This is a genomic window from Rhizobium sp. BR 249, from assembly GCF_047445895.1.
Lineage (GTDB): Bacteria > Pseudomonadota > Alphaproteobacteria > Rhizobiales > Rhizobiaceae > Rhizobium.
On the sequence record NZ_JARWKX010000041.1, the window covers coordinates 25,943 to 37,566 of the forward strand.

Genomic DNA, 11,624 nt, shown 5'->3' on the forward strand with positions numbered 1-11,624 from the left:
ACTTACAACGCATCCAGCGGTATCTTCAGATAGCGCCTGCCATTCTCCTCCGGCTCCGGCAGTCTCCCGCCGCGAATATTCACCTGCAGCGCGTGCAGCATCAGCTTCGGTTTCGCGAGTGTGCGGTCGCGGGCCTGGCGCAGCGCCACGTAGGCGGCCTCGTCCCTGCCCGCGATGTGCGGATTGTCGCGTTTCTGGGCGGCGACCGTGCTTTCCCAGCGGGGGTGGCGGCCGCCGGGCTGGTAATCGTGGCCGGAAAAGAGGCGGGTTTCCTCGGGCAGCGACAGGATCGCCTGGATCGAGCGCCAGAGGGCGCTCGTGCTGCCGCCGGGGAAATCCGTGCGCGCCGTGCCGGAATCCGGCGTGAACACCGTATCGTGCACGAAGGCGGCGTCGCCGGTCAGGTAGGTGATGGAAGCAAGCGTATGGCCGGGAGAAAACATCACCCGGGCCTCCAGCGCGCCGATCCTGAACGTATCGCCATCGGCAAACAGCCGGTCCCATTGCGAGCCGTCGGCGGCAAGCGCCGGCCAGTTGTAGATCTCCTTCCAGAGCGCCTGCACCTCGGGGATATGGGCGCCGATCGCCGTCGGCGCGCCGGTCCTGCCTTTCAGATAGTGGGCGGCGGAGAAATGATCGGCATGCGGATGGGTGTCGAGGATCCATTCGAGCGTCAGCCGCTCGGCCGCGATATGGGCGAGGATGGCGTCGGCGCTGGCGGTGCCCGTCGCCCCCGAGGTCTCGTCGAAATCGAGCACCGGGTCGATGATGGCGCAGCGCTTGGTCGCCGGATCGGTCACGACATATTGCACGCTCGATGTGGCGGGATGGAAAAAGGCCCTCACATCGGGCGCCTGCCCTGCCCGCTTTTCCAGAAAGCGCCGCGCGCCGGCAAGATCGAAGCCGTGGCTCTTGCCGAAGGCCTCGATATCGCCTGATCCCATGCGCCCGTCGAGCACCTCGCCGAGCGCATAGAGCGTCATCGCCCGCGTGCCGCTCCTGCAATGGGCAAGCACCGGCCCCCTGGCCTCGGCCATGGCAGCCTGGAAGGCGCGGATATCGGCCTCGGTGATCTCGCCACCTTTCACCGGCACGAAACCGTAGGAAAGACCGGCGGCGGCCGCCGCCGCCTTTTCCGCCGCATTGCCGGGCTGGCCGGGCTCCTCGCCATCCGGCCGGGTATTGATGACGCCGGCAAAACCCCGCGCCGCGAAATCGGCAAAGTCGGCGGCCTCGGGCTGGCCCGCCACCGATATCAGCTCATTGACCCTCACGGATGTCATCGAAGCCCCCTATGAGGATAATCTCATATGGATGCGCCCGGGCGTCAAGGAAATCCACGGGTCGGGGTGCGGATGTAGGGACGGCAGGGAGCAGCGTTTCTTCCTTTACCGGCGTACCGTGTGGCACGCCCATCCACCCTGCTCATACGCGCCCAATCAAGGCTGCGCCGGCCCCTGCAGCCTGTCCATGACCTGCAGCAGGAGATCGGCGCAGACCTTCATCGGCTCGTCCTCCGCGCATTTCAGGTCGATCCTGGTATCCCCGTCCATGATCCGGAAGCGGGCGGCCTTGGAGGGCGGCGGTCCGCGGTGGTGGCCGCGGTAGAAGCCCATATCGCCTCTCCGCCCATGTCCCCGGAAGGCGAAGCTGTCTCTCGACGAGGCGTCCGGCATGGCCTCGTCACGGGGCGGCGGTGCGCCGGCATCGGGCGCCGGCGGCGAGCCGGCATCGGCAGCGGGCGGCGGCGCGGCGCCGGATGGCGGCGGGGCGGATGGCTCCTGGGCGAAGGCGGTCCCGGCGAGCGCGGCAAGTGCAAGGCCGGAGAGCAGGAATCTCTGCATGGCGGTCGGTCCTCCGTTGGAAGTGTCAGGCCCTGCCTAAACACCGCAACCGGACTTTGGTTCATGCCGCCCTGCCGCCTTCGCCCCTGCGCACGAAGTTGTGACCGCGATCTCCCGGCGATCGCGTCAAAAGGAGAGCGTCGCCGCCCCTTCCTTGATCTCGGCATGCATGGCGCTGGCGCCGGCGATGATGACGCCGTCGAGCATATCGGCCTCGGTATAGCCGCGCGCGGTCACACAGGGCGGGCAGGCCCAGATCGTGCCGCCACGCGCCAGGAAAGTCTCGATCAGGCTCGACAGCGGATCGAGCGGCGGCACATGCGTCATCCGCTGGCCGCCCTTGCGCACGAGATCGATGCCGGTGCTGGTGAGAAAGACTGAGACTTTCAGCCCGGCCGTGATCCCGCCATTGGCGATGGTGAATGCGACGGAGGAGACTTCGGATTCGATGCCCTTGGTGATCAGCACGACCAGTTTGTCGCTTTGGCTTTGCATAGTATTCTCCCTGAGATTGAAGTGAACGGCTCCACCATAGGAGGGCGCGCGGGGCGCGTATTTGGCCGGAATGCGGGAAGCCTTGTCCGAAAATCCTGAGACTCTCGGCGTAGCGCGCGACGACGTGCTGTCGGCGCTCTTGTCGAGCATCCGCCTTTCCGGATCGCTGCAATTCTGCTTCATGCCGACGGGCGACTGGCAGACCGATGCCGCACCCTCGCTCGCGGCCCTTTCGGCCAGAGCCTCCGGCACCATGCCCTTCCATATCGTGGTGGCCGGCCGCTGCTGGCTGAAGGTGGAAGGCCAAGCGACCGATCTCGAAGCAGGCGATGTGCTGGTCTTCCCCTTCGGCACCGGCCATCAGCTCGGCGCCGGCCGGGAAGGCATGCTGGTGCTGCCGACGCGCGACCTGCCGGAAAAGCCATGGCGGGAGATTCCCGTGCTGCGCTACGGCGCGGAAGCCGAAGGTGTCCGCCTGCTCTGCGGCTACCTGCAATGGGACGGTTTAAGCTTCGGCCCGCTGCGCCAGGCGCTGCCGAAGCTCATCCATGTCAGGACGCGGGCCGCCAATGACGGCGACTGGCTGCGCGCCACCATCCGCCAGATGACCGACGAGGTCGACCGCCCCCGCGCCGGCGGCGTCTCCATGCTGCCGCGGCTGACGGAGATCATCTTCATCGAGATCCTGCGCCACCAGATCATGATGGCCGCGCCCGATACGTCAGGCTTTCTCGCCGCCCTCGCCGACCCTGCCCTTTCCCGCTGCCTCTCCGTCATCCACGACAACCCGAAACGCGACTGGTCGCTGGAGCAGCTGGCGGCCGCCTCCGGCCTCTCGCGCAGCGCGCTCGCCGACCGCTTCCAGGCGATCCTCTCCACCTCGCCGATCCGCTATATGAGGGACTGGCGCCTGACGCTCGCCAGCATGGCGCTCGCCACCTCCACCCAACCGATCGCCGCCATCGCCTACGACACCGGCTACGCCACCGAAGCCGCCTTCAACCGGGCGTTTTCACGCGCGTTCGGGAGTCCGCCAGCGGCGTGGCGGGCGATGGCGCGGGATTAGGGGAAGAATGCCGACGCCCGGGAGGCTCGGTTGTTGCCTTTCGCTTGTCGCTCAAGGCGAAGCGAAAGGTAATAGAGGACGTGCCGTGTAGCCCCCTCATCTGCCTGCCGGCATCTTCTCCCCGTTGGGGAGAAGGGACCAAGCCGCACGACCATCCTTTCAACCGAAATGTCAGAGGGACCGAGGCGCTGCCACGATTCCGCTTCTCCCCAGCGGGGGTCCGAAGGACGGGCGAGACCCGTGGCTCGCCCCGGCGGATGCCGGCAGGCAGATGAGGGGGCCGCACGGCACAACTTTCATCGTCTGGCCGCGGCGAGCGCAAGCGAAGAGCAAGACCTCGACCCTGCCCTCTCTCCAGCCCTACCCATCCCCACCAATCGCCCGCTCCGCAAAGAGCTGCAAAGTATTAATCGCGCCGTAGATCCCACGGCCGCCGTAATAAAAGCTGCTCCACAGCAGCACGCTCAAAACAAAAGCTGCAATGAACGCCCAGAATTTCACGAAAAACGTCTTTCTTGTGCAGCCAGACTTATTTTATATTAGAAATACATACTACATTAACCAAGCAGCGCAAATAGAAATATTCAACCACAGGATTGCATGGCCGCAATTGGCCGGCGGCACGTCAAAGCGTCCGCCAAAATGGCCGCCACGGGCTGGAGAAAGCCGGTTCGCCTCTTATTTTCAGCCAGGAGACCGGAAACGACGAGCAAAGGGACCCACGCCATGCTGAACAAGAACACGATCTGCCTCTGGTACGACAAGGACGCCGAGGCTGCCGCCCGCTTCTACACCGAGGTCTTTCCCGGCAGCGCCATGGGCGCCGTCATTCGGGCGCCGGGAGATTATCCGGAGGGCAAGCAGGGAGAGGTGCTGGTCGTCGAATTCACCGTCGCCGGCATTCCCTGCATCGGCCTGAACGGCGGCCCGTCGATCAAGCACAACGAATGCTTCTCCTTCCAGATCGCCACGGAAAACCAGGAGGAAACCGACCGCTACTGGAACGCCATCGTCGGCAATGGCGGCCAGGAAAGCGCCTGCGGCTGGTGCAAGGACAAGTGGGGCGTCTCCTGGCAGATCACCCCGCGCGTGCTGAGCGAAGCGCTGAAAGCAAGCCCCGCCGAGGCCAAGCGCGCCTTCGACGCGATGATGACCATGCACAAGATCGACATCGCCGCGATCGAGGCGGCCATGCGCGGCTGAGGAGTGCCGCAGCCTCGCCCATCGATGCAGCAAAAAGCCCCGCCAATCATTGACGGGGCTGTTTCTGCTGAAAATCGATCGCAATAGATCCTGGGAGAATCAATATTTGCTTTCTGCCAGGCCAAGCTGGCGTGAGGCTTGCGCCGCTGCCGGACACGCAGGCGCTCCAGCGGGCCTCATCCTGAGACACTCGACAATACCCGCTCCCTCAATCGCCGACCGTAAATCCCCATGAGGACGGATCGATCAAATCCGCCGGCGGGGTCATCTCCTTCAAGTCGACCGGCCGGCGTTTGGCATCGACCGCCATGAAGGTCTCCGTTGCGCCCGATCCGTCGAAACCGATGAACTTCAGCGGCATGCCCTCCGGCGTCGTGCATTCCGCTATGCCGACATTTTTGGTGGCCGGCTTCACAATATCCGATTTCAAATGGAACCACGCGCAGCCCGTCCCGCGATGCGAGGATGGCCGCTTCATGTCGACCCGCTCCGATATCTTGTCGAAGGCGGTATAGGGATAGTTGGACGCGCGCGGCGAACGGCGGGCCTCGAAGCGATGCTGGTCATCGGTGGTGGAGACGGCCATGCCCTGGTCTTCCAGCTCGTTCCAGACCTTGAACTGCACCGCCCCGTCAAGATCGCGGCGTTCTTCGAGCCGCCATGGATAGTGCCTGAGCAGCCTGATTTCCGCCGTGCCGTCGACCTTCCTCAATCTCACTTCGAAATCGGCGCGATCCGCGGGCTTCTCCGGATAGTCCCGTTGCCGTTCTCCGCTTCGCAATCTGATTGACTTCAGGAGAAAAGCAATATTCATTCAAGCGCAAGTTGAGGATTTAAAGTGAAAAACGCCTTTATATACTTGATATTAGCAGCCACGACGATTCCGCTTTCGAGCTGCACGACCACCTCCGACGGCTTCCGCCGGCAGTCTCAATCGATCACCGCCCGTAGCGGCGTCAGAACGCTGGTCGCCAAGAACTGGCACATCGACGACGATTGCCGCCACATCGATTACCCCGCCATTGACATCGTCGAACAGCCCAAACACGGCCGCCTCGAAATCGTGCACGAACCGCTCTTCCCCAAGCTCGTGGGAAAAGTCTCGAAATGCGAGACGACCAAGGTCAATGGCGTCGTCGGTTATTACACTGCTGACAAGGGCTACACCGGCAGCGACAGGCTCGTCATCCGCTCGCCTTATGAAGAGGGGAAGACGGAAGAAGGTGTGCTGAGCGTGACGGTGGTGAAGTAAGAGGCGCCGGATGGATGCAAGAAGCGATGTTGGCGCGCGTCCTTCGAGGCTCCGGCCTTCGGCCTAGGGCGGGCGCGCCACCATGTCAGCGCATCCGCCCTTCATTCATATCGGCCGGATCGTAGTTGATGTCCCAGTCCTTCTCCGGCTTCTTGCCCGGCGGGTTCTTGTTCACCGTCGCGTCCTCCGAGCCGGTGATCACGGTCGGCTTGGCGCTGGCCACGCCGCTGGCTTTCCGGTCGGCGCGGGATTTGGCGAACTGGCCGGCTGCGTCTTTTTCGGGATTGGCCATCTCATTCGCCTTTCTGCTTCAGCGCGTCGGAAATGTCATTCGTTTCGGGGTCGCGATTGTTTTCGCCTTGCGCGTCGCGGTTCTTGTCCGGGTCGTCCTTGGCTTTGAGGTAGCCGCGCGGCCTATTGCCTTTCGGCCCTTCCCAGCGGGGCGATTGATCGGTGGTGCCCGCAGGCCCGTCCTTGGGGGTGGTCATGCCCATCGTCGTTTCTCCTTGATTGTGGAGGGAAAACCGCGAAAGCCGGGAAGTGTTCCGGCAGAAAATATGGAACAGTCTCGGCCCCCATCGGTTGGTGAAAGGTCGCAAACCTCGAAAAAGGAGCCGAAGATGAGCAAGACCAACGTTCGTGAACTTCAAAAACGCGCCGAACAGCAGGTCAGGAACACCAGCGCCGGCGGCCACCTCGGCGGCACCTATTTCGGCCAGCAGCCGGACGGCAAGACCACCTCCGACACCACCAACGACAGCGCCAAGGCGCGGCCGAACGACGGGAGCAATTGAGACACTCCGTCATTGAACGGCAACCCCTCCGCCCTACCTTCTGCGGGCGGCCAGCCGGCCGTGGCGGGACCATAGCGGAGGGGACGACGTGGCATCCTATTCGATCGGCGATGCGATCCGGGAGCTTTCCCCGGTTCTCGGCAAGGCGCCGGCGGGTGCGGTCAGCGGTGAGTGGACCGCCACCACGATGCAGGCCGGCCACTCCTCCCGCACCGGCGGTTATGTCGATGCCGAGGGAAGACACGTCAGGCAGGATTCGACGCATCCTCTCGATCTCGTCGGCGATGTCGTCGAAAAGCTCGATGCGGCCGCTTCCGAGCGCTTCAACAAGGTGGTGATCCGCTGGAAGAAGCCGAGCCTGCCTTTCATGCGCGGCGAGATCACCATCGACACGCAATACGACCAGTCGATCGTGCCACGCGGGCCCGACGACCCGATCTACGAGGCGGCGGCCGCCGCCCGGCGCGCCTTCTGGCGGACCCGCGGCAGCCTGCGGGTGGGTTTTGCCGCCGAGCGGGAAACGGCCAACATCCATAACCAGACGAAGTGGTTCGGTCCGCACCGCCGCATCCTGGCCGTCGATGCGCCGGGAAGGCTCACACTCGCCACCGACGGCCTCTCCACCCCCTGGGCCGGCATTTCCGAGCCGGAGAACGGCGTGGAATGCGAGCTCTTCATGGAATTCGACGCCGCAACGCTGGATGCGGGCGGGATCGGCAACTGGGCGAACCTTCTCATCAACATCGCCGATCTCGTCGCCGACGGCCACCGCGTCGCCCGCGACGTCGAAAAACACGGCGCCATTCTCTTCTGCCGGCTAACGGAGGATTACGCGCCGCTGACCCGCATCATGCTGAGCCGCAATGAAGGCCGCATCGAAGGCCTGCCCTTCGGCCCCGTGCCGCTGATCCTGGTGACGGCGATCGCGGAAGCCGAGATCGAGGGGCAGGATCTTGGCGATGACTGGGGTGCGACCGCGGCGCGCCATGCGCTGGCGAAACGTGGGATTAGGGGGTGAGGATTGTTTACACGTCATCTGCCTTTCGCTTGCCGCTCACCGAAGATAGGCAATGAAGGGTGTGCCGTGTAGCCCCCTCATCTGCCTGCCGGCATCTTCTCCCCGGGGCGAGGCCTCAAAGCGCGCGCCGCAGCGCTGCTATTTGCATTCACTGAGATTGGTACACCCGCCTCACCTGGAGGCCGCTAATGAACGCCAACCTCTCCTCCCTCATCCCTGTGCTTGTCACAGGGATCCAGCGCGCCCAAGTCCTTGGGCGCGGAAGACCCTCTTCATCCCAATTGAGTCATTCACGGCGCGGACGCGCCGTGGCTGGATTCCTGTGACAGGCACAGGAATGAGGGAGATTGGAGAGACGTTCCCGCCCATGCCTCCACCTCATGACCTGCGGCACGCTCCGCCTTCTCTCATGCTGAGGTGCGCAGCCCGCAAGGGCGGAGCCTCGAAGCACGCGCCGCAGCGATGCTTCTTGCATTCACCAAGGCAGGAGCACCTCACTCGTTAATATCAGGCTCCACCACCTTGGCGAGGTTCCGCAGCGATTCCTGCCAGCCGAGATAGCAGGCTTCCGGCGGAATCATGTCGGGCACGCCGGCCTGGGTGATGTCGATCTCGGTGCCGACCGAGACCTTCTTGAGGATCACGGTGACTTCCATTTCGCCGGGCAGGTTCGGATCTTCGAACTTGTCGGTGTAGCGGACGCGTTCGCCGGGGACGAGTTCGAGGAATTCGCCGCCGAAGGCGTGGCTTTGGCCGTTGGTGAAGTTGCGGAAGGACATGCGGAACGTGCCGCCGACCGAAGGTTCCAGATGGTGCACGGTGCAGAGGAAGCCGTTCGGCGGCAGCCATTTGGCAAGCGCATCGGCCTCGATGAACGCGCGGTAGACCTTCTCCGGGCTGGTCGCGAAAACGCGGTGCAGGCGTATGGTGCTGGGCATGGTCGTGATCCTCTTAGAGTAAATGGAATGGACGAGCCTAGGACGAGCGATGCTGGCCCGATCCGACACCGGATCGATTTTTTGTTCAAGAAAAATCGCGTAAGGGCGAGCGGGAGCCAATTCCGACGACGCATCGTCCCCGCGCACCAGCGTATTTGAAGCGACAGCCCTGGGCTTTTTAAGCCGCGGCCTTCTTCTTCAAGGCGGCGAGCAGCGTGCGCGCGCCCTCTTTCGAGGAAGCCGGGTTCTGGCCGGTGATCAGCAGCCCGTCCTGGACGACATGCACGGCCCAGTCTTCCCGCGAGGAGAACTTCGCCCCCTGGTCCCTCAGCTCGTCCTCCACCAGATAGGGAACGACATCGATCAGGTGCACGGCGTCCTCTTCGGAATTGGTGAAACCGGTCACGGTGCGGCCCCTGACGATCGGCGATCCATCCGGCGCCTTCACGTTCATCAGGATTCCGGGCGCGTGGCAGACCAGCGCCACCGGCTTTCCCGCCGCAAGCATGGTCTCGATCAGCGACAGCGCGTGGCGGTCGTTGGTCAGATCCCAGAGCGGGCCGTGGCCGCCGGGGAAGAACACGCTGTCATAATCGCCCGCGCGGATTTCGGAGAGCTTCATCGTGTTGGCAAGTGCCGCCTTTGCGGCCGGGTCGGCTTCGAAGCGGTGCGTATCGTCCGTCTGGAAGCCCGGCTCGTTGCTCTTCGGATCGAGCGGCGGCTGGCCACCCTTCGGCGAAGCGAGGCTGACATCGACGCCGGCGTCACGGAAAACGAAGTAAGGGGCGGCGAACTCCTCCAGCCAGAACCCCGTCTTCCTGCCGGTATCGCCCAATTGATCATGCGATGTGAGAACCATGAGAATTTTCATTGCTCAGCTCCTTCGTCCCGGATCGCGGACAAAACCATCGGCGTCCGGCTTTACGGTGAATACTGCCTGCAGATCTCATGCTAGAACGGGCAGAACCATAAACCCGAGGCCTCCGCGGCACAAGCGGTTCGGGGTGATGTTACGGTTGGGGTGTGCCGTGTAGCCCCCTCATCCGACCCTACGGGCCACCTTCTCCCCGCTGGGGAGAAGGGACTTGCCGCAACGTCTCGATCCCCTCTTCTCCCCAGCGGGGAGAAGGTGCCCGTAGGGCGGATGAGGGGGCTACACGGCACACCCTCTCCTCTCAGCCAAGCAAGTCACAACCCCACCAGCAATCAGAGGCCACTCTCCAACACCGCATCCATCCTAGCCAGCCGGGCCACCCGACGCCGCATCCAGAAGCCTCCCGGGCTCGCCGCAACCGCAGACGGCGTGACCTGGTCGAACCTCAGCCTGATCCGCCGCCGCTCCGCATAATCCGCCCCCAGGATCGCCGACAACACGCCGCGCTTCATACGGCTCGCCGCCCGCCGCGCGATCAATCTCGCCAGGAAGGCCGGCTCGTTCCCCAGGATGGCGAGCGCCGGCCCGGCGGCCAGGCGCAGGTTTTCTGCGAGCAGGTATTGGTGCAGCGCATATTTATGAGCGGCGATCGTCGCACTTCTGACCGCGTAGGGCGAAAGCCGAGGGGTCGTGGCGAGCGAGCGCCTGATCACTTCGGCCAGAGCATGCGCCATCTTGACATAGTCGGACGACATGCTGCCGGGATGTTTTCGATAGCCGAGCAGACGTTCGGGCACATATTCGATCCGGTAGCGGGCGGCGAGCCTCAGCTCGAAATCGAGATCTTCGCAGCCGCCGATGCCGGCGGCGGCATAGGAGCTGTCGAAACCGCCGATATCGAGCGCCGCCTGCCGGCGCACCAGAAGCGCGCTGCCGTTGCCGACATATTTGAAGGTCAGGTGCCGCGCGAAGATATAGCCGCGCGCCAGGTGGGAAGGCCCCGGGCCGACGATCTCGTCTTCGAGGTTGATGAAATGGTGCAGCACATAGACCGCGGCCCAGTGAGACGGCAGGCGCTCGAGGCTTTCCACCTGCTTTTCGATCTTCGTCGGATGCCAGAGATCGTCCGCATCGAGGAAGGCGACATAGGCGCCGAGGGCGGCTTCCAGCCCGGTATTGCGCGCCGCCGCCACACCGCGATTCTCGGTGCGGATGAGGCGGATCCGTCCATCCTGCACCGCCGCGCGCTCGACCAGACAGGCCGTGTCGTCGGTCGAGCCGTCGTCCACCACGATGATCTCGAGGGCCGCATATGTCTGGGACATGGCGGATCGAAGCGTGCGCTCGATATAGGGCGAGGCATTGAACGCCGGAACGAGCACCGAAACCAGCGGCGGCATATGAGGCGTTGCTCCGATCGACGTCACAGCCCGGTCCTTCTCGAACGACATGGCGATGCCCGCCGGCGGCAGGCATCACGTCAGCATCCGCGAACGCAGCCGATTGGAGCCGCTTCCCTCGATCCTACTCTTTCCTCACAAGCCGGAGAAGCTGCCGAAATCCGTATTCTTGGCCTTCTGCTGGCGGGGATTGCGGGCAGCCATCTTGCCGGGCTTGGCGGCTTTGGACACCATCTCCTCCCTGAACCAGTCGAGGGTCTTGGCGACACCTTCCTCATAGCTGATCTTGCAGGACCATTCCGGCATCACATACTTGGCGTTGGTGAGATCCGGCCGCCGGTTCGTCGGGTCCTGCGGCGGCGACGGCTTGAAGACGATCGGCACGCCGCCCATCAGGCTGGAGACATATTTGGCGACCTCGAGCACCGAAATCTCGCGGTCGTTGCCGACGTTGAGCGGCCCCCTGTAATCGGTCTCGTTCATCCAGAAATAATGGGCAAAACCCTCGGTGATATCGTCGACATAACCCCAGCTGCGCGATTGCAGCCCGTCGCCGAAGACGGTGATCGGCCGGCCGCTCAGCGCCTGGGTGATGAAATTGGAAACGGCGCGGCCGTCATCCGGCCGCGTGCGCGGCCCATAACAGTTGAACGGACGCACGACCCTGACGTCGAGGCCTTCGGTGCGCTGCAGCTCGAACAGCAGCGATTCGGTGCAGCGCTTGCTTTCGTCATAGGAAG

General features: G+C 63.9%; 16 protein-coding genes. 5 read left to right on the top strand and 11 right to left on the bottom strand.

The window, feature by feature from the left end; translation table 11 throughout:
- Positions 1-2 precede the first annotated feature (2 nt).
- The 3 genes from blh to QD408_RS26000 all read right to left on the bottom strand — a co-directional run bounded on the left by blh (position 3) and on the right by QD408_RS26000 (position 2,339).
- On the bottom strand, positions 3-1,283 hold the full coding sequence (blh, locus tag QD408_RS25990; protein WP_414141271.1) for a bifunctional sulfur transferase/dioxygenase Blh: 1,281 nt from the start codon (positions 1,281-1,283) through the stop codon (positions 3-5).
- Positions 1,284-1,439: 156 nt separating this feature from the next.
- Entirely contained in the window at positions 1,440-1,844 is a 405-nt protein-coding gene (locus tag QD408_RS25995; RefSeq protein ID WP_414141272.1) for a hypothetical protein, read from the bottom strand.
- A 126-nt stretch (positions 1,845-1,970) separates the two neighbouring features.
- A complete protein-coding gene (locus QD408_RS26000; protein WP_414141273.1) occupies positions 1,971-2,339 on the bottom strand; it encodes a DsrE family protein in 369 nt (122 codons plus the stop codon).
- A 70-nt stretch (positions 2,340-2,409) separates the two neighbouring features.
- Here QD408_RS26000 and QD408_RS26005 point away from each other — a divergent pair, with 70 nt between their 5' ends.
- Positions 2,410-3,405 (top strand): AraC family transcriptional regulator, encoded by a 996-nt coding sequence (locus tag QD408_RS26005; protein WP_414141280.1) that lies wholly within the window; start codon positions 2,410-2,412, stop codon positions 3,403-3,405.
- A 360-nt stretch (positions 3,406-3,765) separates the two neighbouring features.
- On the opposite strand, the gene QD408_RS26010 is transcribed toward QD408_RS26005, so the two are convergent.
- Positions 3,766-3,906, bottom strand: coding sequence for a hypothetical protein (locus tag QD408_RS26010; protein WP_414141274.1), 141 nt, complete (start codon positions 3,904-3,906; stop codon positions 3,766-3,768).
- Between the two features lie 228 nt (positions 3,907-4,134).
- Between QD408_RS26010 and QD408_RS26015 the strand changes: the two genes are divergently transcribed.
- Positions 4,135-4,608 carry a VOC family protein gene (locus tag QD408_RS26015; protein ID WP_088685362.1) on the top strand — a complete coding sequence of 158 codons (474 nt, stop codon included), beginning with the start codon at positions 4,135-4,137 and terminating at the stop codon, positions 4,606-4,608.
- A 208-nt stretch (positions 4,609-4,816) separates the two neighbouring features.
- Here the strand turns inward: QD408_RS26015 and QD408_RS26020 are convergent, their stop codons facing one another.
- Entirely contained in the window at positions 4,817-5,320 is a 504-nt protein-coding gene (locus QD408_RS26020) for a hypothetical protein (protein ID WP_414141275.1), read from the bottom strand.
- A 126-nt stretch (positions 5,321-5,446) separates the two neighbouring features.
- Here QD408_RS26020 and QD408_RS26025 point away from each other — a divergent pair, with 126 nt between their 5' ends.
- Positions 5,447-5,860, top strand: coding sequence for a hypothetical protein (locus QD408_RS26025; protein WP_088685283.1), 414 nt, complete (start codon positions 5,447-5,449; stop codon positions 5,858-5,860).
- An 85-nt stretch (positions 5,861-5,945) separates the two neighbouring features.
- On the opposite strand, the gene QD408_RS26030 is transcribed toward QD408_RS26025, so the two are convergent.
- Positions 5,946-6,152: a hypothetical protein gene (locus QD408_RS26030; RefSeq protein ID WP_088685284.1), complete on the bottom strand. Its 207-nt coding sequence runs from the start codon at positions 6,150-6,152 to the stop codon at positions 5,946-5,948.
- 1 nt (position 6,153) lies between these two features.
- Complete coding sequence (locus QD408_RS26035) at positions 6,154-6,354, bottom strand: hypothetical protein (RefSeq protein WP_088685285.1); 201 nt, start codon at positions 6,352-6,354, stop codon at positions 6,154-6,156.
- 126 nt (positions 6,355-6,480) lie between these two features.
- Here QD408_RS26035 and QD408_RS26040 point away from each other — a divergent pair, with 126 nt between their 5' ends.
- Both QD408_RS26040 and QD408_RS26045 read left to right on the top strand, forming a co-directional pair.
- On the top strand, positions 6,481-6,654 hold the full coding sequence (locus tag QD408_RS26040; protein ID WP_088685286.1) for a hypothetical protein: 174 nt from the start codon (positions 6,481-6,483) through the stop codon (positions 6,652-6,654).
- Positions 6,655-6,742: 88 nt separating this feature from the next.
- Positions 6,743-7,672 carry a hypothetical protein gene (locus QD408_RS26045; protein WP_414141276.1) on the top strand — a complete coding sequence of 310 codons (930 nt, stop codon included), beginning with the start codon at positions 6,743-6,745 and terminating at the stop codon, positions 7,670-7,672.
- A 494-nt stretch (positions 7,673-8,166) separates the two neighbouring features.
- Here QD408_RS26045 and QD408_RS26050 read toward each other — a convergent pair whose 3' ends face one another.
- The 4 genes from QD408_RS26050 to QD408_RS26065 form a co-directional block, all read right to left on the bottom strand.
- Positions 8,167-8,610: an SRPBCC family protein gene (locus tag QD408_RS26050; protein WP_088685287.1), complete on the bottom strand. Its 444-nt coding sequence runs from the start codon at positions 8,608-8,610 to the stop codon at positions 8,167-8,169.
- Between the two features lie 178 nt (positions 8,611-8,788).
- On the bottom strand, positions 8,789-9,481 hold the full coding sequence (locus QD408_RS26055; protein WP_088685288.1) for a type 1 glutamine amidotransferase domain-containing protein: 693 nt from the start codon (positions 9,479-9,481) through the stop codon (positions 8,789-8,791).
- 335 nt (positions 9,482-9,816) lie between these two features.
- Positions 9,817-10,935 (bottom strand): glycosyltransferase family 2 protein, encoded by a 1,119-nt coding sequence (locus tag QD408_RS26060; protein ID WP_414141277.1) that lies wholly within the window; start codon positions 10,933-10,935, stop codon positions 9,817-9,819.
- A gap of 84 nt (positions 10,936-11,019) precedes the next feature.
- Positions 11,020-11,624, bottom strand: a 605-nt coding sequence (locus tag QD408_RS26065; RefSeq protein WP_414141278.1) for an NAD-dependent epimerase/dehydratase family protein, incomplete at its 5' end; no start/stop codon positions are given.